Raw genomic sequence first — 24,488 nt, 5'->3', positions numbered from 1 at the left:
AAAAGACCGATTTGAGGAAATTTCAGGTAGATTCCGCAACAAATATTACGGTTTTGGTCGATTTAAGAGAAAACTTCTTTTAAAATCTCTAATGATTTTGGTTTTTTGAATCCTTCCAGATGAAAACTATAATAGTCAATTAGGATTTTTAGCAGTATTTGTCTTTCTAAAACATGAAAGATTTTTTGATCATTGTCGAATTTCAAATCGATTAATTTTTTGAATAAGTTTGTTTCGTGTTCCGTTAATACATTTCCTTTATTAAAAAGTGTAAAAATACCATCATTCATTTCAAAATGAGGCAGATCGATTTCTGAAATATCCGGATAAAAACCTAAATATTTTGTGATTTCTAAAAGCAGAATTAAATGAAAATTAAAAATTTCATCGTGAGTATCAAGCCATGTTAGAGCCGTTTCTAAAAACAAAAAAAGCGATTCGTTTTTTTCTTCTTCCTGAATTGAATAATGCAATATTTCCGAAAGAAACATCACCATCGTACTTTTTACAATATCTGTATGAATGGTTTGAAAAGGAATTCCGTTTTTAATTTCTTTAAAATTTTCGAGAGTTCCTTTATTTTTATGAACAGCTTCGATTTCCAAAATTGATAATGGCTGAAAATAAGCAATCTTCTGGCTTGCTTTTCTACTCGAAAAAGCATCGCGCACAAAATAAGATTTCAGTCCATTTGAAAGTGTAAAGCATTTTACAATCAAACTTTTTTCCTGAAATTTTAAAGATGAGATTACTATGGCTTTTGTTTTGACGAGCATTTTAGATTATTAGACTTCTTAGATTTTTTCACTTTTGACTTTCGACCTTTGACTTTCGACTTGCAGACTAACGAATAATCATCACTTTCTTGACTTTTGTTTCGCCTCCATCTTGTGCAGAAATAAAAATCATATAAACTCCAGAAGCTACTTTATATTTCCCAAAAGCCGTTGTGTCCCATTCAATTGTTCCGCCTTCAGAAGTTGTTTCGTAAACTAGATTTCCTTCGATATCTGTGATTTTAATATTGGCTTTGTCGATTAAACCGGCAACTTTTACAGTTCCGGAATATGTCGGTCTAACCGGATTTGGATACACATATACATTGCTTAAATCTTCGTTTGCTCCGGTTGCAATTCCTTTAAAAGAAATCATTCCTTTATTGGTCACTATAAAAACCTCTCCGGTTGTACTATTGATTTTAATATCGTTTATAGTGTTGCTTGGTAAAGGCGAATTGTTAATCGTAAAATGATATCTGGTCTCCTGACCATTTTGCGAAACCATAAAAACACCAGAATCTGCCGTTCCAATCCATTTATTATTGGCACCGTCGACAGCTATCGAAGTAATAAATTGTTCATACATCAATTCCTGAGCCAGATTATCTTCAGTTATAATAATCGGATTTGCTTTTAACTGACTATCGGTTTGAAAATTTCCAACGTTTGACAAAACTCTTAAACCTTTTGTAGTTCCTATCCAAAGCTGATTTTTAGTATCAAGCGCAACAGATCTGACATCAGTTACAGGCAGATTTCCTGTATCAGCTCCAGTCGTTATTTTTTTAAATACATTTCCGCTTTCGCTAAAGGCAATTACACCATCATTACTGGTAGAAATCCATTTTACGCTATTTTTATCGATAACAATGTTGGAATAACTCGTTGCTTCGGCGTTATTTAAAATTGTACTTGTGGCATAACTTTGCCATTGTCCATCTGTTTTTAAAACTTTTAATCCGTTTTTGATTCTGCTATTTGTTATCCAGAGATTTCCATTTTTATCAAATGCAGTTCCGTTAATACGAACATCAATATATGTCGGTCCTTCGTATGTTATACTCTCTAAACCGCTGTTTTTTTCATTATATAAAAAATTCGGAATATCATCCTCAATTCGTAGCAATCCGGAGAAAAAAGAACTTGCATAAACTTGTTTTTCGTTCTTTGGATTGATTATCACGCGTGTTATTGACTTTGCATCATAAACCTCTGAGTATGGAATATTTAACCATTTTGAGTTATTAAATTTACTTATACCATAACTATCCAGATCATAAGGATTGTAATAAGTATCATAATCTCCATAAACTGCCCAAAGAACATTTGGCGAAACATCTATTGAAAAAATATTATTTCGTGCCGGACCTGCCGGAGTGATATTTTCAAAGTTTCCTGCAGAGGAAAGTGCAGCAGAAAATAGTCCTTTTTCTTTTGTACCTATATATAATAAATCCCCAACAGCTGTTGCGCAGGAAAAAGTCAAATTAATATCAGGAAGTTGTGTATTTACAATCTGTTGATTCAAAATCATTTGATTGTTATATATACAAACCGAAGCAGATGTGGTTACAAACAAATTATGATTTACAGCGCGCATATCTACAGAAGCTTGCGGAAGCTGTAAAAATGCAACAAAATTGACCCCATTATATCTATGAATATTACCTGTCGAGTTTATGGCAATAAGTTGTGTATCTAAAGTAGAAATTGCTGACCAGCTTCCTGTATTGACAACAGCCCATTGACTATAATCATTTAGATTTGGGTTTGCAATATCTGCCCTTCTAATTCCAGTTGAAGTTGCAGCAAAAATAAATCCGTTAAAAAAGGTGGTTTGTTTTACGCTGATTTCTGCTCCGTTATCTCCAATAAAATAGGTGTCTCCAAATTGCGATGTAGTCAAGTTAAACTGCACAATTCCAAAATCACACGAAACATACAGTATTCCATCATGTTCCATCAAATGATTTATTTTTTTAAGACTCGCCGATAATTGTTTATTTATAATATCTACTTTTGTGATTATGCTGCCGTCTGTTTCGTTTACAATAATCATCAAACCGTTTTCATAACCAACAATTGTTTTTTTGAAAGCTTCACTATAATATAGAGCAGAAATTGTCTGTCCTGAAAGGCCCTCTACAGTTGTTGTTGTTTTTACAGCATTTGTCGCGGCGTTTTTAGAAAACAATGCATTTTCTGAAGCTGCAAAAACAATTGTCGAAGATTCTGAAATATCTTTTATTTCATTAAATGAAAAATAACCCTGCCAGGACAATTGTCCCTGAGCAAAACTAAATTGAAACAGCATCAAAAATAAAACGTAAAGAAATTTTCTTCTCATTTTTAATAGATATCGGTTAGACAAATATACTACAAACGAAAGTATTTGATTTTTCTTCTGTTATAAATAAAAAAATGCTCTCGATTTATCTTAGATAAATGAGAGCATTTTTCAATTGTAATTAATCTTAAACTACACCCTGAGCAAGCATAGCATCGGCAACCTTAACAAATCCGGCAATATTAGCTCCTTTTACGTAGTTAACATATCCGTCTTCTTCTGCACCGTATTTTTTACATTGGTTATGAATTCCAACCATGATTTCTTTTAATCTTAAATCAACCTCTTCGCTTGTCCAGTTTAAACGAATAGAGTTTTGTGTCATTTCTAATCCTGATGCAGCTACTCCTCCAGCGTTTGCAGCTTTTCCTGGAGCAAAAAGTACTTTATTATCTAAGAAAAGTTTAATTGCTTCTAATGTTGAAGGCATATTTGCAGCTTCAGTAACACATAAAACACCATTATCAATCAGTTTTTGAGCGTCCTCTCCGTTTAACTCATTTTGAGTAGCACAAGGAATTGCGATATCAACTTTTACTTCCCAAGGGCTTTTTCCTTTATGGAAAACAGCATTTGGATATTTCTCTAAATATCTCTCAGCTCTGTTATCTCCGCTTGCTCTCATTTCAAGCATGTGATCGATTTTATCTCCAGAGATTCCTTCTTCATCATAAATGTAACCGTCTGGACCAGAAAGAGTAACCACTTTTCCTCCTAATTCATTTATTTTTAAGGCAACTCCCCAGGCTACGTTTCCAAATCCTGAAATAGCAACTCTTTTACCTTTAATTTCATGCCCGATTGTGCGAAGCATTTGATCTGTAAAATAAACTACTCCATAACCTGTAGCTTCAGGACGAATTAAAGAGCCTCCGTAGGCAAGTCCTTTACCGGTTAAAACTCCTGTAAACTCATTTCTAATTCTTTTATATTGGCCAAATAAATAACCAATTTCTCTTGCTCCAACACCAATATCTCCTGCAGGAACGTCTAAGTCCGGACCAATATGACGGCATAATTCAGTCATAAATGATTGACAGAAACGCATAATTTCTCCATCAGATTTTCCTTCAGGATCAAAATCAGAACCTCCTTTACCTCCACCCATAGGAAGTGTCGTTAAACTATTTTTGAAAACTTGTTCGAAAGCCAGGAATTTTAAAACTGATAGGTTTACAGTGTGATGAAATCTGATTCCTCCTTTGTATGGACCAATTGCAGAGTTCATTTGAATTCTAAAACCTCTGTTTACAATTATTTCACCTTTATCATCAACCCACGGAACCCTAAAGATTATTGATCTTTCCGGTTCAGCAATTCTTAAAAGTAAATTTTTCCCATCATATTTTTTTCTTTCCGCGATAAATGGAATTACTGTTTCTGCAAATTCTCTAACAGCCTGAAGAAATTCTGGCTCGTTTGGATTTTTTGACTCAACAAGAGCCATAAATTCATTTATTTTTTGTTCCATTTTAAAATAAATTATTCAAATAATAGTTTTAAACTTATTGTTAGATAAGAAAATACGTTTTAAGAAAACGTTTTCGTTATAACATACAAAGATATAGCAAAATCACGATGATTTGTTATTTTTTTTCGTTTTTGAAACAGAATTATATATTTTTTAAACAAAAATAAGATTCCGATTTTACACCTCCGAATTTACATCAATTAACACCCGTTAAAGTCAGAAAATTAAGTGTTTTGTTATTAATTTTTTAATAGAAGTATTTAATATTTTGTTTAGAGTATGTTTTTTATATATTTGCCAATATTTTGAAAGCCCCAAGAGATGTTTAAACACCTATATTTCACGATTTTCGCCCTATTTGGCATGACCACAATTGCCAATGCTCAGTCAGATCTAGCACAAGAAGTAGGAATAATATTCGGTCCGATAACTTTTCAGTCGGATTTTGGACAAAGACATAATTTCGATACCAATGTTGGAAACACTGGATTTGGTGTAGGAATTGTTCACTTTATCAACTTTTCTGCAAACAATAATAGAGAAAGTTTCTTTACAGAACATTTCAAAGTTAGATCTGAATTGTCATTTAACACCACAACTCTAAACCACTTTGGAGGTTTTCTTGACACTTCTACAAACAAATTTGCTATTTCTCAGTTAAGAGCTATGAGTGGTAAATCTACTCTATTAAATCTCGGAGCTCAGCTAGAATTTTCTCCATTTATGAAAATTCATGATTTCGAAAATACGCCTGGCGGTTTTAGTCCATATTTCAGTGTGGGATTCCTTGCTACTTATTATTCTACAAAAATAAGCTCAACAATGGGTGAATTAGGGCTTCCCGCTACAACATTTCCTAAATACTTAACTCCTTCAGATGGTCATCAATATGGATTTTCCAGTGAAAACGGAGTGGCTTTAGCGGCTACAGCAGGTGTTGGATTCCATCTTAAATTAACTCAAATGAGCGACGTAATGTTCGAAACTCGTTTTCAGGCATTTAGTTCAGACTGGATCGATGGTTTGAATCCAAACAAAGATTTGTACAAAGAAAACAAGTCAAATGACTGGCAGGTTTGGTTTAATGTTGGATACATTTATTATTTAGAATTCTAAAAATATAAATTATATAAAATATAAAAATCCCAAATTCCAAAACAATCAAATTGGAATTTGGGATTTTTTGTATCAGAATTTATTTAAGCCAGAGCCTGTTCTAAATCTGCAATTAAATCTTCTGCATCTTCAATACCAACGCTTAGTCTTACCAAATCATCAGTAATACCAACTTCTGCTCTTTTATCTGCAGGAATTGATGCGTGCGTCATTAAAGCCGGATGATTGGCTAGTGATTCAACTCCTCCTAAAGATTCTGCAAGAGTAAATACTTTTAATTTTTCTAAAAAGGCGATAGAATCTTCTTTTTTACCCGATTTGAATGTAAAAGAAACCATTCCGCCAAAAGCTTTCATTTGTTTCTTAGCGATTTCGTGAAACGGATGATTTTCTAAACCTGGATAATATACCGTATTTATTTTTGGATGTTTACTTAAGTACTCTACGACTTTTTCTCCATTTTCACAATGTCTCTGAACTCTTAACGCTAAAGTTTTAATTCCTCTTAAAACCAAGAAACTATCCATTGGTCCTAAAGTTGCCCCAGTCGCAAATTGTTGAAAATGTAATTGTTCTCCTAACGCTGCATCTTTTACAATTAAAGCTCCGGCTATAACATCAGAATGTCCACCCAAATATTTTGTTGCTGAATGCATTACGATATCAGCGCCTAAATCAAGTGGTTTTTGTAAATATGGTGTTGCAAAAGTATTGTCTACAGCAAACCAAATTTTATGTTGTTTTGTAATTTTTGCAACCTCAGCAATATCAGCCAGTTTCATTAACGGGTTTGTTGGTGTTTCTACCCAAACCAATTTTGTGTTTTCGTTAATTAATGATTTCAATTTGGCAAGATCAGTCATGTCTACAAAATGAAATTTAATTCCTGAATCTTTATAAATTCTGGAAAACATACGATACGTTCCTCCATACAAATCATCCATCGCAATAACTTCATCACCCGCTTTAAACGATCGTAAAATACAATCTGTCGCTGCTAAACCAGATGAAAAAGCCAAACCGCGTGTACCATTTTCAATACTTGCCAAAGCTTCTTCAAGAGCTGTACGCGTAGGGTTTGATGCCCGGCTGTATTCATAATCTGCCAAAGGTTTCCCCGGGCTTGACTGAACAAATGTTGAAGTTTGATATACCGGAGGCATCACCGCTCCTGTACTTGGATCATGATGCTGGCCACCATGTATTACTTTTGTATTGAATTTCATATAATTATAAATTTTAAGTACTTAATTTCTCTACAAATTTACCGTATATTTATTTTATCCTGACACAACTTCTTACCTTTGTAGATAATTAACACTTTTTGATATGAAAAATTACATATTTATAATCTTTTTGTGTTTGATTTTTACGAGTTGCAAAAAAGAGCTTTCATTTGATAATGAAACGTTTGAAGAAAAATCTACTATTCCGTGCAAAAATGACTGCCCGAATATCACAATAGAAATACCAGTTGCTAAAAATAAAAAAATTGTCGCCGACAGCATAAACAAAAAAGTTTTCGCTGTTATAAAAGAGATTGTTTATTTTGGAGAAGATTCCACGAAAGTCAATGATTACAAATCATTGGCCAAATCTTTTATTGCTTCTTATGAAGAAATGCATAAAAAATTTCCACAAGATACTTTTGGCTGGGAAGGAAAAATTAAAGGCGATGTCGAATTTGCGTCAGAGCAGATTATAAACATCAAAATAGATCATTATACTTTTACCGGAGGTGCGCATGGGTATCAGGGTTTCAGATCTTTATTATTTGATAAAAATACAGGAAAGTCGATTTTCATAGAAGATCTATTTAAAAACGAAAAAGAATTTAAGGCTTTCGCCGAAAAAGAATTCAGGCTTAAATATCATATTCCGGAAAAAGCAAATATAAATGCAACAGGATTAATGTTTGAAAACGATACTTTTCAGCTGCCGCAAAATATTTTTTATACTTCAGAAGGTTTACTTTTATATTACAACTCTTATGAAGCCGCATCTTATGCCGATGGCCCAAAAGAAATTTTATTCTCCTATGATAAAGTGGGCAAATATTTAAGATTTAAATAGAAAACCTCAGCTTCTCAGCAACTTAAAACCTTTTATTGAACATCATACTTCATCTTTCTCAAAACCCGTAAAGCCTCTTTAAAAGATAAATAAGCCTGACCAAAAGGTTTTAAAAGCAATTTTGCATCAATAAGTTTTTGTTTAGCATCGTCAAAGCCATTTAAATAACAGATCATAAAAGTAGAAGGCAGATTTTCAAGATCTTTTAATTCGCGGTCTGATAAAGAAAATCCTTTATGCAGTTTTTGAAGAAGCGCAATATTTGCATTATAAATATGAAACAACATCCGTTTATTGAATTCGGGCGGCTGAAAAAGCATTTGGCGGTCAATTTTATAATAACCATTATCAAAAAAATGAATGGTTTGTTCTTCCAGCGGATAATAACTTGTTTTATCATTTAAGCCAAGCGGGACATATTCTGTAATTGTAAAACTATTATCATCATAAAAAATAGTCACAACATCCTGAGCCGAATAAAAAAGCTTTACCTGTTCGTTAATTAACTCAATATCTACACGAGACAGAAAGGTCTTGTCACGGGATTTTTTTGGAACTCCAGCCCAGCAAATCACAAATAATTCCTTAAAAACATAATATTTCGGCGACATATCTTTGTGCCTGAAATTCATAAAATCGATTACACCATCGAGAGTATATTGAATACTGTTTCTTGAATTATTTTCAATCCCGATTACTGTTTCTGTATTTTGATTGTTTTTTTCAACTTCTTCATGTTCTTCTAGAGGAATTGAATTGCTGCCCCTTCTCATAAAAATACTATTGGCTGCAATTGTATGAATTCCTTTTTTAAAATAAGAAATCTGGCTTTTGGGCTTAATGGTTACCAAACCAATTACTTTATCTTTTGGAAGATTGGGAAATGGTACGTTCTCGTACTGAATTTTAGGAGGGTTTTCTAAAAAAGCATTAACCAGATTTTGAATTCGGCTGTCATCGAAGAAATCGTCGCCGACAATTTCATTATCCTGATCTTCAACTCCAACAACGATATACGAATTATTGGCCGGATTTGAATTTGAGAGTGCGCAAATGTGTTTTAAAAACTTGGCTTTTCCTTCGCGTGAATGAAGATTTAACTGCCTTTTTTTGTCATAAAAGCTGCTCTCATCATTGTGAGCAAGCAGATTCTTAATTAAAAGGCGCTTATTAATCATTCTTTTTTAGATTATTAGACTAGCTTAGATTTTAGACTTCTAGATTTCAACTTATAATAAACTTCAAATCTAAGAAGTCTAAGTTAGTCTAAAAAAATATAAGTTAGTCTCTTTTTACAATTGTCGAAGATGCCTGCGCGGTACTCATCACGACCAAATCAGCAATATTTACGTGATAAGGTCTTGAAACTACAAAATGAATTATATCTGCAATATCTTCTGCCTGAAGCGGATCAAATCCTTTATATACATTTGAAGCTCTTTCGGCATCACCTTTAAAACGAACTTCGCTAAATTCTGTTTCAACCATTCCGGGATGAATGGCTCCAACTCTAATTCCGAATGGATTTAAATCGATTCGCATTCCTGCCGTAATGGCATCAACGGCATGTTTCGTTCCGCAATATACATTTCCGTTTGGATATACTTCTTTTGCAGCGGTTGAGCCAATATTGATTATATGTCCTGAGTTTTTTGCTGTCATTTTCGGAATTACCGCTTTTGAAACATACAAAAGTCCTTTTACATTAATATCGATCATGGCATCCCAATCGTCTAAATCTCCTGTTTGGATTGGATCTAAACCATGTGCATTTCCGGCATTATTGATTAAAACATCAACATCTGAAAAATCTGCTGGTAAAGCACCTATTTTTTCCAAAACATCATTTTTATCACGAACATCAAAAGAAAGTGAATGCACTTCTGTAAAAACAGAAAGTTCTTTTTCTAATTCTTCTAAACGTTCTTTACGTCTTCCGCAAAGAATAACTTTATAATTGTTTTTTGCCAGAATCTGAGCGGTTGCTTTTCCAATTCCGCTTGTTGCCCCGGTAATTAAAACTGTTTTTTTCATTATTAAGTATTTGTTTTTACTCGCAGATTAAACAGATTTACACTGTATTTTTAAACCTGTTTAATCTGTAAAATCTGCGGGCTATATTTTTATTTAGGCAACATCGTCGCCCATACTTTCTGTCCAGATGGCAAACCAGTCTTCTTTTTCCATTTCTAATTCGACTGCTTTTACTAAAGACTGAATTCTGGCAACGTTGACAGTTCCAGCAATTGGAATAACGTTTGCCGGGTGTTTTAAAATCCACGCCAATAAAAGTGTATCTGCGCCAAGATGATATTTTTCTAATAAAGTCGAGAACAACTTTTTCAAGCGACGTGTTTTCTTAGTATCTTCTCTAAAAACAGTTCCAAGCGGATTCCATGATAACGGACGGATTCCGTTTGTCTGCATATAATCTAAACTTCCGTCAACCATCGGCTCAAAATGAGTTGCCGAAAATTGCACCTGATTATAACTTACTTCTGTTTTCTGGCGAATTAATTCAGTTTGAGAACTTGTAAAATTCGAAAGTCCGAAATCAATAATTTTCCCTTCAGATTTTAATTTCTCAACCGCTTCGGCAATTTCATCTGCCTGCATTAGCGGGCTCGGTCTGTGCAGTAAAAACACATCTACATAATCTGTTTTTAGTTTCTTTAAAGATTCTTCTACAGACCAGATAATATAATCTTTAGAATAATCGTAATGTTTAATTTTGTTATTACGGCTTTCTGTTACCAATTGAATTCCGCACTTGGTAATTAATTGTAATTTTTCGCGCGCAATTTTACTTGCTTTAAATGCCTTACCAAAATCAGCTTCGGTAGTATAGTCACCGTAAATGTCGGCGTGGTCAAAAGTTGTAATTTTGTTTTCGATACAGATCTGTATCATGTTCTCCATTTCTTTTGGTGTAAGGTTTTTATCCCAAATTCCCCAATTCATTGTGCCCGAAATAATAGGCGATAATACTGTTTTGCTCATGGTTATCTTGAGTTATTTTTGCTAATAAATATGCTTTTATAAAACATAATCACCAAAGTTCTTAAAAATATAAAAATAGATTCACAATTCGTCCTTAAAATTAGGTCATTGGTCGAAGTTTTAACCATTCTTTAACATCTTACTTCTCAAAAAATATTCAATTTGCACTCTCAAAAATTAGGCGTAAAAATCAAGGTTTTAAAAATATTTATATGGAAGAAAATACAACGACTTTAGACATTAGAGCGATAAATGAAAAAATTGAGAGAGAAAGTGCTTTTATAGACCTTCTTACAATGGAAATGAACAAAGTTATTGTGGGCCAGAAACACATGGTCGAGCGTCTATTAATCGGTCTTTTGGGTCAGGGGCATATTTTACTTGAAGGCGTTCCGGGTTTAGCAAAAACATTAGCCATAAATACTTTGTCGCAGGCAGTTCAGGGTTCTTTCAGCCGTATCCAGTTTACGCCGGATTTACTTCCTGCCGATGTTATCGGAACCATGATTTACAATATTAAAGCAAACGAATTTTCTATTAAAAAAGGGCCGATTTTTGCCAATTTCGTACTTGCCGATGAGATTAACCGTGCGCCTGCAAAAGTACAGTCTGCTTTACTTGAGGCAATGCAGGAAAAACAAGTAACAATTGGAGATTCAACTTTTAAATTAGACCGTCCGTTTTTGGTTTTAGCAACCCAAAACCCTGTTGAACAGGAAGGAACTTATGCACTTCCTGAAGCACAGGTTGACCGTTTTATGCTAAAAACTGTTATTGATTATCCAAAAATTGACGAAGAGCGTTTTGTAATTCGTCAGAACTTAAAAGGATCTTTCGAAAAAGTAAATCCAGTAGTATCTGTAGATCAAATTTTACGTGCGCAGGAAGCGGTTCGTGAAGTTTACATGGATGAAAAAATCGAAAAATATATCCTGGATATCATTTTTGCTACACGTTACCCAGAAAAATACAAATTAGCCGATTTAAAACCACTAATCAGTTTTGGAGCTTCTCCACGTGGAAGTATCAACTTAGCAAATGCTGCTAAATGTTACGCTTTCATCAAACGTCGTGGTTATGTAATTCCAGAAGATGTTCGTGCAGTTGTGCATGATGTATTACGTCACAGAGTTGGAATAACATATGAGGCTGAAGCCGAAAACATAACTTCTGTAGACATTATCAACAAAATCGTAAACGAGATTGAAGTACCTTAAAAATTTGTTTCAAGTTTCAGGTTTCAAGTTGTTTGTCAAGCAAACTTGAAACTTTTAAACTTTAAACTTTAAACAAATCAAATGGATACAAAAGAGCTTTTAAAAAAAGTACGGAAAATAGAAATCAAAACCAAAAGACTGAGCAATCATATCTTTTCGGGAGAATACCATTCTTCATTTAAAGGGCGCGGGATGACTTTTAGCGAGGTGCGCCAATACCAATATGGCGATGATATTCGTAACATCGACTGGAATGTAACCGCACGCTATAATGAAGCCCATGTAAAAGTTTTTGAAGAAGAGAGAGAATTAACCATGGTTTTAATGGTTGATATTTCTGGTTCTGAAGGTTTTGGTTCTAAAAGTCAGTTTAAAAAAGACATCGTAACCGAAATTGCGGCAACGATGGCTTTTTCGGCTACACAAAATAATGATAAGATTGGATTAATCTTATTTTCTGATAATGTTGAATTATACATTCCGCCAAAAAAAGGCCGTTCGCACGTTTTGAGAATCATTCGTGAATTGATCGAATTTGAACCAAAAAGCCATAAAACGGATATTTCACAAGCTCTAAAGTTTTTATCAGGAACACAAAAAAAGAAAGCCATTGTTTTTGTGATTTCGGATTTCATGTCTGAAAATTATGAGCAGACTTTAAAAATTGCTTCTAAAAAACATGATATTACGGGCGTTAGAGTATATGATATTCGCGAAGAAAAAATCCCAAACCTTGGAATGGTAACCATGCTGGATGCCGAAACCGGGAAAATTCAACTGGTAGATACGGGCTCAAAAACGGTAAGAATGAACTACGAAAAGCATTATCAGGAAAGAGTTAATTATTTCAAAGACATTTTTAGTAAATCAGGAGCTGGAGTCGTTAATACCAGAGTCGACGAAAATTATGTAACTAAATTATTAGGCTATTTCAAATCTAGATAAATAAATTTTAGATTGCAGATTTAGAATCTTATCTGCTCTAATTTTTTTTTCAAATAAAAATCCGCTTTTAAGCATTCATTTTAGACTAAAATCTGAAATCACAAATCAAATGAAATTTAAACTTTATATATTTTTATTTCTCTTTTCTACAATTGTTTTTGCTCAGCAGAAACAAGTGGAAACCAGTATTGATACCACAAAAAATAAAATTGGCGCCGAGTTTAAACTAACGCTTAAAACGGTAGTGAGTTCAAACTCAAAAGTTGTTTTTCCTAAGCTGAAAAATATTGGTCCTTTAGAAGTTATTCAGTCTTATCCTATCGATACAGTAAAGAAAAATGACACTTACGAATTGATAAAGAAATATGGTTTAACTCAATTTGATTCAGGAAAATATACTATTCCGTCTATTAAAATTTTAATCGATAAAAAACCGTTTTTGTCAGATTCTATCCGCATTGAAGTTGCTAATGTAAAAGTTGACACTTTACAGCAAAAAATGTACGATATCAAAGATATTACAGCTGCCGAAGACGGTATTGGTAATTGGTGGAAATACGTTTTGGCGTTACTTATTATTTTAGCAATTGGCGCAGGAATTTATTGGTATGTTAAAAAACACCAGAAAAAGAAAATCGAGGAAGAAGTTTATAAAACACCTATCGAAAAAGCAACAAGCCTTCTAAATAATCTCGAACAAAAAGAGCTGGTTCAAAAAGGGGAAATTAAAGAATATTATAGCGAACTGACCGATATTGCCCGTAATTATATAGAAGAAGCGATTCATATTCCGGCAATGGAAAGCACGACTTCTGAATTAATTCAGGCAATTAGAACGGCATCGACTAAAAAGAAAATGACTTTGACGCCGGAAACGGTTGAAAATCTGGAGCGTGTTTTACGTCAGGCCGATTTAGTAAAATTCGCAAAATCGAAACCACTTGATTTTGAAATTACCGAAGACCGAAATAAAATCCAAAAAGTAATTTTAACACTTGATAATGCAATTCCAACAGAAGTTTCGACCGAGGAAGAAGATCAATTATTAAACGAAGCGCAAAGACAAAAACAAATTCAGCTTCAACTAAAAAAACAAAGAAACAAACGCATTACAATTGCTGTTGGTTCTGTTGTGTTTTTATTAGTAGCAACGACAGCTTTTTTCATTGTTACAAAAGGTTTTGCTTACGTAAAAGACAACATTATTGGTCATCCGTCTAAAGAACTTTTAGAAGGAGAATGGGTAAAAAGTGAATACGGAAATCCGGGCGTAATTATTGAGACTCCAAAAGTTTTAAAACGCATGGATGCCCTAAAAACGCTTCCAAAAGAGACAATGGCGCTGATTAAAGAAATGCAGCTTTTTGTATATGGAAGTATGATTGACAATTTTTATGTGGCTGTTTCAACAACTAAATTTAAAAATCCTACTGATATTGATTTATCAAAAGCATTAGAAGGAAGTTTAAAAGTTATCGAACTTCAGGGCGGTCAAAATATAATCGTAAAACAAGAAGATTTCCAGACAAATCAAGGTATTCAGGGAATAAAAGGTTACGGAACAATGACCGTTTTAAACCCTGCTACCAAAACAAGTTTAAAAGGATATTATGAAATCCTGCTTTTTAAACAAGATCAGGGATTACAGCAAATTATCATTTTCCACGAAGAAGGTGACACGTATGCAAACGACATTACAACCCGAATTTTAAATTCTGTTGAACTTAAAAAAGCAAATAACTAATGAATAATCAGATCACTTTTTTAAATCCGGAATTCTTTTGGTTGTTTCTGTTAATTCCAGTTGCTATTGGCTGGTATTTTTGGAAAAGAAATCAGCAGTCGGCAACTTTAAAGATGAGTTCAACTGCCGGTTTTAAAAACAGTCAGTCGCTGCTTACAAAGCTAAAACCTTCTTTGTACGTTTTTAGGATTATTGCGTTAAGTTCTTTAATTATAGCTTTGGCAAGACCAAGAACTGTTGACATAAGCAATCAGACTAAAACAACAAAAGGAATTGATATTGTAATGGCAATAGACGTTTCCGGAAGTATGCTGGCAAAAGATTTAAAACCAAACCGTATGGAGGCTTTAAAAAGAGTAGCTGCAGATTTCGTTGGTGAACGTCCAAATGATAGAATTGGTTTGGTTTTATACGCTTCAGAAGCTTATACAAAAACACCTGTTACAAGCGACAAGCCTATTATTCTCGAAGCCATAAAAGGCATCAAATACGATACCGTTTTGCAAGATGGAACCGGAATTGGAATGGGATTGGCAACGGCGGTAAACCGTTTAAAAGACAGTAAAGCAAAAAGCCGCGTCATAATTTTATTGACAGATGGTGTAAATAACGCCGGATTTATCGAACCGGAAACGGCTGCAGATATTGCAAAGCAATACGGAATTAAAGTTTATACGATTGGTCTTGGAACAAACGGAATGGCAGAATCTCCATACGCATACGCACCAAACGGAGGCTTCTTATTTAAAATGCAAAAAGTTGAAATTGATGAGCAGTTAATGAAAAGCATTGCCCGCAAAACCGATGGAACATATTTTAGAGCAACAAGCAACGATAAATTAGCCGAAATATACAATTCGATTAACAAATTAGAAACAACAGAAATTCAGGAATTAAAATTCTACGATTATGACGAAAAATATAGAATTTTTGTTTTAGTCGCAGCATTTTTACTACTGCTTGAAGTTGGTTTAAGAAATACAGTTTACAGAAGCTTCATTTAATTTTTTCAAAATTAAAAATTCCAAGTTTAGAAATTCCAAATAACAAAATTGGAATTTGGAATTTAAAAAATTGAAAATTTAAGAAGATTTGGAATTTGGAATTTCAACATTGGAATTTAAAATATTTATGGAATTAGACGAAAAAAAATATTTATATCTCTTACTCTTACTGCCAATTGTGGTGTGTGTTTTCCTTTTCAATATGTATTGGAAAAGAAAAAAACAACGTGAATTTGGTGATTTGGAAATGGTAAAAAAACTGAGTCCTGAAAGATCTGTTTTTAAACCTGTTTTAAAATTATCTATTTTGCTTTTGGCATTAGCCTGCTTAATTATTGGATTAGTAAATCCAAAAATTGGAACCAAAATGGAGACCGTAAAACGTGAAGGTATTGATATCGTCTTTGCTGTCGACGTTTCAAAAAGTATGCTTGCCGAAGATGTGGCACCGAGTCGTTTAGAAAAAAGTAAACAATTGGTTTCGCAGATTATAAATTCGTTAGGAAGTGACAGAATTGGAATTGTGGCTTATGCAGGAAGTGCCTTCCCGGTTTTGCCAATTACTTCTGATTACAGCGTAGCTAAAATGTTTCTTCAAAGCATGAGTCCGGATATGGTTTCTTCTCAGGGAACTTCTCTTGATGAAGCGATTAGATTATCATCTACATATTTTGACGAAAAAAGCAAAACAAGCAAACTTCTGATTTTAATTTCTGATGGAGAAGACCATTCTGAAGGAGCGACTGCCGCAGCTGAAGAAGCCAACAAAATTGGTATGAAAATCATCACAATTGGTGTTGGAACTGAAAGAGGCGGTACAATACCGTTAAGAGAAAATGGAATTGTAAGAGGTTATCAAAAAGATCAAAACGGACAGACTGTTATTACAAAATTAAACCAGGAAGGTTTAAAAACCATTGCAAAAGCTACAAAAGGCGGTTACGTGTATGGCGGAAATACCAAAGAGGTTTTAGAATATCTGAAAAATGCTTTGAATAATATTCAGAAAACAGAATTCGAATCAACTCAAATGGCAGATTACCAATCGCAGTTTCAATGGTTTATTGGTTTTGGATTCTTATTATTATTTGTAGATATTTTCCTTTTGGAAAGAAAAACAAACTGGATCAAAGAGTTGAATTTATTTAACGAAAAGAAATAGAGATTCCGCTCGAAATTCGGAACAAAAAATAAAAAAATTAGAATGAAAAATTTACTTCTTTATATTTTACTAACGCTTCCTTTTGCAGTTGCTGCACAGGAAAAAGACAAGACATTGCCTGATGCCAATGAAGAATATAAGCAGAATAAATTTAGCGATGCTGAGGCAAATTACAGAATTTCGGCATCAAAATTTTCAAAACGTGCCGCTGGCGCATACAATTTAGGAAACTCGATTTACAGACAAGATCAGGCTTCTGAAGCTAAATACGCTTATGCAAATGCAATTAAAGCTGCCAAAACCAGATCTGAAAAACACAAAGCGTATCATAATCTTGGTAACGTTTTTATGAAGGAGAAAGATTATACGCAGGCGGTCGAAGCTTATAAAGAAGCGCTGCGTAACGATCCGACAGATGACGAAACACGTTACAACTATGCGTACGCAAAACAAAAGTTAAAAGAAAATCCTCCAAAAAACGATAAAAACAAAGACAAGAATAAGGATAAGGACAAAGACAAGGATAAAAACAAAGATAAGAACAAGGACCAGAATAAAGATAAGGATAAAGACAAGGACAAGAAAGACGATAAAGGCGACAAAGACAAGGATAAAAAAGACGGCAAAAATGATCCAAAAAAAGATGATAAGTCTGACAATAAAGGAGAGCCGAAACCTATGCCTGGAGGAATTTCAAAAGAACGCGTTCAGAACTTGCTGGATGCTGTAAACAATGAAGAAAAGAAAATTCAAGATAAAGTAAACGCTCAAAAAATAAAACCTAACCCGAAAAAACCAGAGAAAGACTGGTAAAATAAGTTTAATCGTTTAACCGTTTATTTGTTTAAGTTGATTTCAATTTTTTAAAAACAAATAATAGTTAAACGATTAAATGGTTAAAACAAATAAACGATTAAACGGTTAAATGAAAAGATATTTAATTTTATTACTATTCGCTTTTCAAGGACTTATGGCTCAGGTTCAGTTTGAAGCCAGAGTCAGTAAAAACACGCTTGGACTTAACGAAAGACTCCGCATTGATTTTATCATGAATGTTGATGGGGATAATTTTGATCAGCCAGGATTTGAAGGTTTTAAACTTGTAGCCGGACCAAGCCAGCAGATAAGCCAGTCATGGGTAAACGGCCGCAGTTCTTTTCAAAAAATATACTCTTATATTCTACAGCCTGAAAAAAAAGGAACTATAGTTATTAAACAAGCTGCAATAGAATACAACGGACAGATTTATAAAACCTCTCCGATAAAAGTTACCGTAACTAATGCCGTTGCTCAGGAAAGAGATCCTAGTGATCCCAGACAGCAAGGCGGAGGCGGAAACTATGGCGATCAATTACTGCAGCTCGTTGCCGAAGTTTCTAAAACAACACCCTATTTAAACGAACCTATTACGGTTGTTTACAAATTATACTTTAACGAAATTGGTGTTACAGGATTTAGAGAACTTGCAAAACCTAAATACAACGATTTTTGGAATCAAAACATCGACATCAAACAATTGACAATGGAAGAAGGAACTTTTAAGGGTCAAAGATGTCATTATGTTGTTTTAAAGAAGACTATTTTATATCCTCAAAAATCGGGCAGATTAACGATCGAACCGCTTTCATTAGATATTGGAGTTCAACTGCCAACAAATCGACGTGATATGTTTGGCCAGATGATCATTGCCGAAGACAATAAAATTGTTACAACAGGTGCAAGAACGATAAGCGTGAGACCTCTTCCTGAAACTGGTAAACCGGAAGGTTTTACCGGAGCGGTTGGAAATTTTAGTTTTAGAGTTACGCCATCGAGAACAACTTTAAAAAGCGGTGAAAGTCTGGATTTACTTGTAAGCGCGGCAGGAACAGGAAACATGAAATTGTTTACTTTACCAAAACCAGTTGTTCCAAATGCATTAGAAATGTACGATCCTGTTCACGATGAAAAAGTAACAACTTCATTAACGGGGATGTCCGGAAAAATCACAGATAAATACACAATTATTCCGCAGTACAAAGGAAAATATGCGATTAAACCAATGACGTTTTCGTATTTTGATTTAAGCACAGGTTCTTATAAAACGGTTACTTCTCCTGAAATTATGGTTGATGTTTTAGACGGACCAACTTTAGCAGAAGCAAATCCTTCTACAGCGGCTAAAAACGTAATTACAAAAACGGAACAATTTAAATATATTAAGCCAAAAACAACTTTAGTAAGTATTGCTAAAGATGATTTTTACAGTTCAGATTTGTATTATGCATTGGTGTTCCTTCCTTTTGCCATTATTCCTGTTATCATTTTGGCTAAGAAGAAAAAAGAAGCAATTGACAGCGACATAACCGGAAACAGAATCAAAATGAACAATAAACTTGCGAAGAAATATTTATCGCAGGCAAAAAAGCAGCTTAATAACAAAGAAGAATTTTATATCGCTCTTGAAAAAGCAATGCATAATTTCCTGAAAGCAAAACTACATATTGAAACTTCCGAAATGAGTAAAGACAATATTCGCGAATTGCTTTTATCCAGAAATGCAAATCCGGAAACGGTTCAAAATTTCATTAATTTGACTGAAAGCTGTGAATTTGCGCGTTATGCTCCGGCATCGAGCACTTCGATTCAGCAGGATTATGATAAAGCTGTTTTAATTATTTCAGAATTAGAAAAACAAATCGTTTAGTTTTTAACTTAAATCAAACCTGACAGGTTTTAAAAACCTGTTAAGTTTAATAAAATAAGAATGAAAAATATACTATATCTCTTTTTACTAATCTCACAGGTTTTCTTTGCTCAAAGCAGCTTTGAAAAAGGAAATGCATTGTACCAAAAGGGACAATATCAGGAAGCTGTTCAGGTTTATGAAGATATTATTAAAGAAAACAAACAGCAATCTGCAGAATTATATTTTAATTTGGCAAACAGTTATTATAAACTCAATAAAGTTGCGCCTTCTATTTATAATTATGAAAAAGCTTTGGTGTTAAAACCAAATGATCCTGAGACTTTAAACAACCTAAAATTTGCAAAAAAACTAACCATTGACGAAATTAAAGAAGTTCCAAAAGTAGGTTTTGCAAAACTAATTCAGAATTTTACAGGTATTTTTAATTATAATCAATGGGCGAAAATTTCTGTAGCCATTTCATTTTTATTTCTGCTCAGTTTTATCGGATATTATTTTTCGCAGCTTACACTTACCAAAAGAATCTATTTTATCGGAATGTTTATTCTTTTAGTTACTTTAATTTTAAGTGTTTCTGCTGGAATGTCTGAAAAAGATCATTTTGATAATGATCGTCCGGCAATTGTTTTTTCAGAATTCAGCGAAGTAAGAAGTGAACCTCAAAAAGCGGGTTCAGCAATTATTCTGCTTCATGAAGGCGCAAAAGTTTACGTAATGGAAACTGTAGGAGGATGGAAAAGAATAGAATTAACTGATGGTCAGGAAGGCTGGATTGACGCTTCGACAATTAAAGAAGTAAAATAATTTTTTATCACAAATAAACAAAATCCCAAACTTCAATTATTATTTGGAGTTTGGGATTTTCCTTTTTCCAGATTTTCACCATTTTAAAAACGAACTGCAGTCGGTCTCTAAGATTTGATTGCGGAACAATATTGTAAAATTTATTTAAACGTATAAATTTTCTCCGGTGTAACGCAATAATCTAATTTTATATCAGATTCAAAAACATCATCAATTTGTTTTACCGATTCGAAGAAAGAAAGGCCAATTTTTATGGTTTCGGGTTTGCATTTTGCTAAAAAATTATCATAAAAACCTTTTCCGTAACCAATGCGGTTTCCAAAAACATCAAAAGCCAAAAGCGGAACAAAAACAACCTCAATATTTTCTACCGGAACTGGAAGTCCGTTTACAGGTTCCGGAATGTTATATTCGTTTTTTTTGATTTTGGTATTATCCGTCAATAAAAAATGAGTCATTTCTCTGGTTTCAAAATCGCTTTTTGAGATTACGATTTCTTTATCTTTTCCGGAAAGTAAATGCAGAATAAATTCAGTATCAATTTCTTTTTGTTCTACAATGGGCAGAAAAACATGATAATAAGTTTTATCCCAAATAGGCAATTGAATCAAACTATTGGCAATAGCCAGGCTTTTTTCTTCGATAACATTTTCAGAAAATGCTGCCCGAAGATTTTTATAATACAGCCGTAATTCTTTTTTACTCGTCGTCATTTACAGGAGAATTTTTAGAAATATGATAAATCGCATCGCCTTCATAAACAATGGGCGAATGATTGGCATTAATAACATACCCGTCGTGCGGTGCTTTTACTTTCTGCTCAAACTTCCCAAACGGATCTGTAATAATTGCCAAAATAGTTCCTTTGGTCACAAATTTACCAACCATATTATAATCATGTAGCAAACCGGAACATTTTGCACGAAGCCAAACCGAATATTTTATATAAATAGAAGATTCTATGGCAGGTTCAACAATGTGTTTTGGATCGAGCATATTCAAATAATCCAGTAAACGCTTTACTCCTTTTATTCCTTCATTAGCAACAGCGTCATTTATGTCCAGCGATTTTCCTCCTTCAAAAAGCAACATTTTTATACCGGCTTTTTCGCAAGTATTTCTAAAAGAACCGCCAATATTTCTGGAATACAAAGTAAAAGGCGCATTAAAAATATCAGCCAGTAATTTCAGTTCCATATTATTTTCGGTAATTCGAATCTGCGGAACATTAAAACGGCTTGCACCGCCGGCATGAAAATCGACTGCATAATCTATAATAGGCAAAATTTCTTCTACAATGTGATAGGCAAATCTACTTGCCAAAGAACCTTTTTTGCTTCCCGGAAAAACACGGTTTAAATCCCGGCCGTCAGGAAACTCTCGGGATTTATTGACAAAACCGTACATATTGATAATCGGAATACAAATAATGGTTCCTCTTTGCGGACGGTTTATTTTTTTACTGATAATCTGCCTAACGACTTCAACTCCGTTAATTTCGTCACCGTGAATTCCTGCCGAAAATAAAACAACCGGACCTTCAAGCTTTGAGCGGCGCACAATTACAGGAATATTTAGTTTTGTTGTAGTGTGTAATCGCGCTATTTCGACGTTTATGGTTTTATGTTCTCCCGGCAAAATCGATTCGCCAAAAATAACCAGAGGCTTACTATTTTTCATGTAGAATTATAAAAGCTAAATATAGAAATTATTCTTTTGATTTCGTAAATTTGAAACTAAATCACTGTTAAGCTTTTTTCAGAAATCGGAATGGTTTTTGAAATTGCTTTTCAGCCATCTTCAGAAACAAAACAGAATGTCAAAACCGTCCTTAGATTTACAAATTCTCACCCTGCCGGACAATCCCGGCGTGTATCAATATTATGACAAAGACGGGAAAATTTTATATGTCGGCAAAGCCAAAAATCTAAAAAAAAGAGTTTCCTCCTATTTCAATAAAATTCATGATACAAGGAAAACAAATGTTCTGGTTAGAAAAATCGTAACCATAAAGCACATTGTTGTTCCCACAGAAACCGATGCCCTTTTATTAGAAAATAATTTAATTAAAACGCTCCAGCCAAGATATAACGTTTTGCTGCGCGATGACAAAAGTTATCCCTGGATCTGCATAAAAAAAGAACCTTTTTCGAGAATATTTTTAACCCGAAGAATGATAAAAGACGGATCTGAATATTTTGGTCCGTATACTAATTTTAAAATGGTTTATACCATTCTGGATTTAATAAAAGAATTGTACCCATTAAGAACCTGCAATTATGATTTGAGCAAATCGAATATCGAATCGGGCAAATTTAAAGTTTGTCTTGAATATCATATTGGCAATTGCAAAGGTCCGTGCGAAGGAATAGAATCTCTCGAAAATTACCAAAGACAAGTCGACGCAATCCGTGAAATTCTGAAAGGAAATTTCAAGGAAAGTATGAAAGATTTTAAAAAATTGATGAATCAATATGCACAGAACTTACAGTTTGAGGAAGCGCAGAAAATCAAAGAAAAAATAGAAATTCTGGAAAATTACCAATCCAGATCGACAATAGTAAATCCCAAAATTACAAATGTTGATGTGTTTTCGATTGTTTCAGATGAAAGTGCCGCTTATATCAACTTTCTGCAGATTTCTCATGGATCGATTATTCGCTCGCATACTTTAGAAATAAAGAAAAAGCTCGACGAAAGCGACGAAGAATTATTAGAACTGGCAATTATCGAACTTCGTGAACGTTTTGAATTAATGTCAAAAGAAATAATTGTTCCTTTTGAAATCGATTTGGGCGAAAAAATAAAAGTAACCGTTCCACAGCTTGGCGATAAAAAACAGATTCTGGATTTATCAATTCGAAATGCTAAATTTTACCGAATCGAACAACTGAAACAATTGCAGATTGTAGATCCTGATCGTCACGTAAACAGAATTATGGCACAGATGCAAAAAGATTTACGTCTTCCTGCTGAACCGCGTCATATTGAATGTTTTGATAACTCGAATATTCAGGGAACAAATCCGGTTGCGGCCTGCGTAGTTTTTAAAGACGGAAAACCAAGCAAAAAAGACTATCGCCATTTTAATGTAAAAACAGTTGAAGGTCCTGATGATTTTGCTTCGATGACCGAAATTGTGTATCGTCGTTACAAAAGATTATTAGACGAAAACGAACCTTTGCCCCAATTAATTATTATCGACGGTGGAAAAGGTCAATTGTCTTCGGCATTAAAAAGTATTGACGAATTAGGTCTACGCGGAAAAGTAACGATTATAGGAATTGCAAAACGCCTCGAAGAGTTGTTTTATCCGGGCGATTCGATTCCGCTTTATTTAGATAAAAAATCAGAAACGCTCAAAGTAATTCAGCAGCTGAGAAACGAAGCTCATAGATTTGGAATCACATTTCACCGGGACAAACGAAGCAAAGCTGCTCTTAATTCTTCGGTAGAAAGTATTCCGGGAATTGGCGAAAAAACGATGCTTACGTTAATACAACATTTCAAAAGTGTTAAAAGATTGAAATTGGCATCAGAAAAAGATATATCTGCTGTGGTAGGTATATCAAAAGCCAAAAAAATTGTCGAATTTTATCATCCAAAAGAGAATTAATTTATTTTGAAAAAACACTTCTTAAATATTTGTTTACTATTTGCTTTTTCTATTTCGTATAGTCAAAATGAAACAACTTTTTTACAAAAAGACAAAAGTGAATTCAAAGTAAGTTTTGCAGATCATTTTGAGACATTAAAAATAAAAAATACTAAAACCAAACAAGTTCAGATTATAAAAAATCTTGAAGCTTCTATAACGGGGAAACAATCAAATCTCGAAGTCAATGATTTTAATTTTGACGGTTTTACGGATTTTGCTTCCTTTCATACAGATGACGGAATGGGTGTTTATACGATTTATGAAATTTTTATTTTTAATCCGAAAACAAAACAATTTGAACGCTTGAATTTTCCAGCGGGTTTTAGCCCTAAATGTGACATGTTTTGTGATGTGAAAATTGATAAAATCAAAAAGACACTTACATCAAACTGCAGAGGCGGCGCAAGAAATCATACAGATGTTTGGAAGTATAACAAAAACAAAAAATTAATACTATCAAAAACACAATCATATTAAGA

The 24,488-nt window shown here is 33.7% G+C and carries 21 protein-coding genes; 12 read left to right on the top strand and 9 right to left on the bottom strand.

Annotated elements, in window-relative coordinates:
• Positions 1 to 62 precede the first annotated feature (62 nt).
• The 3 genes from recO to gdhA all read right to left on the bottom strand — a co-directional run bounded on the left by recO (position 63) and on the right by gdhA (position 4,597).
• Positions 63 to 776 carry a DNA repair protein RecO gene (gene recO, locus BUC29_RS09490; RefSeq protein WP_073415631.1) on the bottom strand — a complete coding sequence of 238 codons (714 nt, stop codon included), beginning with the start codon at positions 774 to 776 and terminating at the stop codon, positions 63 to 65.
• A 67-nt stretch (positions 777 to 843) separates the two neighbouring features.
• Complete coding sequence (porZ, locus tag BUC29_RS09485) at positions 844 to 3,126, bottom strand: type IX secretion system anionic LPS delivery protein PorZ (protein WP_073415628.1); 2,283 nt, start codon at positions 3,124 to 3,126, stop codon at positions 844 to 846.
• 127 nt (positions 3,127 to 3,253) lie between these two features.
• Positions 3,254 to 4,597 carry an NADP-specific glutamate dehydrogenase gene (gdhA, locus tag BUC29_RS09480; RefSeq protein WP_073415626.1) on the bottom strand — a complete coding sequence of 448 codons (1,344 nt, stop codon included), beginning with the start codon at positions 4,595 to 4,597 and terminating at the stop codon, positions 3,254 to 3,256.
• 321 nt (positions 4,598 to 4,918) lie between these two features.
• Between gdhA and BUC29_RS09475 the strand changes: the two genes are divergently transcribed.
• Entirely contained in the window at positions 4,919 to 5,713 is a 795-nt protein-coding gene (locus tag BUC29_RS09475; protein WP_073415623.1) for a THC0290_0291 family protein, read from the top strand.
• 83 nt (positions 5,714 to 5,796) lie between these two features.
• Here the strand turns inward: BUC29_RS09475 and BUC29_RS09470 are convergent, their stop codons facing one another.
• A complete protein-coding gene (locus BUC29_RS09470; RefSeq protein ID WP_073415621.1) occupies positions 5,797 to 6,939 on the bottom strand; it encodes a cystathionine gamma-synthase in 1,143 nt (380 codons plus the stop codon).
• Between the two features lie 103 nt (positions 6,940 to 7,042).
• Between BUC29_RS09470 and BUC29_RS09465 the strand changes: the two genes are divergently transcribed.
• Complete coding sequence (locus BUC29_RS09465) at positions 7,043 to 7,786, top strand: DUF3298 and DUF4163 domain-containing protein (RefSeq protein WP_073415619.1); 744 nt, start codon at positions 7,043 to 7,045, stop codon at positions 7,784 to 7,786.
• A 32-nt stretch (positions 7,787 to 7,818) separates the two neighbouring features.
• On the opposite strand, the gene BUC29_RS09460 is transcribed toward BUC29_RS09465, so the two are convergent.
• The 3 genes from BUC29_RS09460 to BUC29_RS09450 all read right to left on the bottom strand — a co-directional run bounded on the left by BUC29_RS09460 (position 7,819) and on the right by BUC29_RS09450 (position 10,786).
• On the bottom strand, positions 7,819 to 8,964 hold the full coding sequence (locus tag BUC29_RS09460; RefSeq protein ID WP_073415617.1) for an ATP-binding protein: 1,146 nt from the start codon (positions 8,962 to 8,964) through the stop codon (positions 7,819 to 7,821).
• A gap of 103 nt (positions 8,965 to 9,067) precedes the next feature.
• Complete coding sequence (locus tag BUC29_RS09455; protein WP_073415615.1) at positions 9,068 to 9,820, bottom strand: SDR family NAD(P)-dependent oxidoreductase; 753 nt, start codon at positions 9,818 to 9,820, stop codon at positions 9,068 to 9,070.
• A 93-nt stretch (positions 9,821 to 9,913) separates the two neighbouring features.
• A complete protein-coding gene (locus BUC29_RS09450; RefSeq protein WP_073415613.1) occupies positions 9,914 to 10,786 on the bottom strand; it encodes an aldo/keto reductase in 873 nt (290 codons plus the stop codon).
• 212 nt (positions 10,787 to 10,998) lie between these two features.
• Here BUC29_RS09450 and BUC29_RS09445 point away from each other — a divergent pair, with 212 nt between their 5' ends.
• The 8 genes from BUC29_RS09445 (at position 10,999) to BUC29_RS09410 (ending at position 20,351) form a co-directional block, all read left to right on the top strand.
• Positions 10,999 to 12,003, top strand: a complete 1,005-nt coding sequence (locus tag BUC29_RS09445) for an AAA family ATPase (RefSeq protein ID WP_008465328.1) — start codon at positions 10,999 to 11,001, stop codon at positions 12,001 to 12,003.
• Between the two features lie 81 nt (positions 12,004 to 12,084).
• Positions 12,085 to 12,948 carry a DUF58 domain-containing protein gene (locus tag BUC29_RS09440; protein ID WP_073415611.1) on the top strand — a complete coding sequence of 288 codons (864 nt, stop codon included), beginning with the start codon at positions 12,085 to 12,087 and terminating at the stop codon, positions 12,946 to 12,948.
• A gap of 109 nt (positions 12,949 to 13,057) precedes the next feature.
• Complete coding sequence (locus BUC29_RS09435; protein ID WP_073415609.1) at positions 13,058 to 14,692, top strand: hypothetical protein; 1,635 nt, start codon at positions 13,058 to 13,060, stop codon at positions 14,690 to 14,692.
• Entirely contained in the window at positions 14,692 to 15,696 is a 1,005-nt protein-coding gene (locus BUC29_RS09430; RefSeq protein ID WP_073415606.1) for a vWA domain-containing protein, read from the top strand. The genes BUC29_RS09435 and BUC29_RS09430 overlap by 1 nt, the downstream gene beginning before the upstream one ends.
• Before the next feature lie 127 nt (positions 15,697 to 15,823).
• Positions 15,824 to 16,858 (top strand): VWA domain-containing protein, encoded by a 1,035-nt coding sequence (locus tag BUC29_RS09425; RefSeq protein ID WP_073416010.1) that lies wholly within the window; start codon positions 15,824 to 15,826, stop codon positions 16,856 to 16,858.
• Between the two features lie 42 nt (positions 16,859 to 16,900).
• Positions 16,901 to 17,671, top strand: coding sequence for a tetratricopeptide repeat protein (locus BUC29_RS09420; protein WP_073415604.1), 771 nt, complete (start codon positions 16,901 to 16,903; stop codon positions 17,669 to 17,671).
• Between the two features lie 112 nt (positions 17,672 to 17,783).
• On the top strand, positions 17,784 to 19,544 hold the full coding sequence (locus BUC29_RS09415) for a BatD family protein (RefSeq protein WP_073415602.1): 1,761 nt from the start codon (positions 17,784 to 17,786) through the stop codon (positions 19,542 to 19,544).
• A gap of 60 nt (positions 19,545 to 19,604) precedes the next feature.
• Complete coding sequence (locus BUC29_RS09410) at positions 19,605 to 20,351, top strand: tetratricopeptide repeat protein (RefSeq protein ID WP_073415600.1); 747 nt, start codon at positions 19,605 to 19,607, stop codon at positions 20,349 to 20,351.
• A gap of 140 nt (positions 20,352 to 20,491) precedes the next feature.
• Here BUC29_RS09410 and BUC29_RS09405 read toward each other — a convergent pair whose 3' ends face one another.
• Positions 20,492 to 21,064 (bottom strand): 5-formyltetrahydrofolate cyclo-ligase, encoded by a 573-nt coding sequence (locus BUC29_RS09405; protein ID WP_073415598.1) that lies wholly within the window; start codon positions 21,062 to 21,064, stop codon positions 20,492 to 20,494.
• Positions 21,051 to 22,031, bottom strand: coding sequence for a succinylglutamate desuccinylase/aspartoacylase family protein (locus BUC29_RS09400; protein ID WP_073415596.1), 981 nt, complete (start codon positions 22,029 to 22,031; stop codon positions 21,051 to 21,053). Before BUC29_RS09400 ends, BUC29_RS09405 begins: the two co-directional genes overlap by 14 nt.
• A gap of 136 nt (positions 22,032 to 22,167) precedes the next feature.
• Here BUC29_RS09400 and uvrC point away from each other — a divergent pair, with 136 nt between their 5' ends.
• The gene (uvrC, locus tag BUC29_RS09395; RefSeq protein ID WP_073415594.1) at positions 22,168 to 23,967 is read left to right on the top strand and encodes an excinuclease ABC subunit UvrC; all 1,800 of its coding nucleotides are present in this window, start codon (positions 22,168 to 22,170) and stop codon (positions 23,965 to 23,967) included.
• Positions 23,968 to 23,973: 6 nt separating this feature from the next.
• A complete protein-coding gene (locus BUC29_RS09390) occupies positions 23,974 to 24,486 on the top strand; it encodes an XAC2610-related protein (protein WP_073415592.1) in 513 nt (170 codons plus the stop codon).
• The last annotated feature ends 2 nt before the right edge of the window (positions 24,487 to 24,488 follow it).

This window comes from Flavobacterium defluvii (genome assembly GCF_900129555.1).
Taxonomy (GTDB): Bacteria; Bacteroidota; Bacteroidia; order Flavobacteriales; family Flavobacteriaceae; genus Flavobacterium; species Flavobacterium defluvii.
This window is presented reverse-complemented; position numbering and strand designations above follow the sequence as displayed.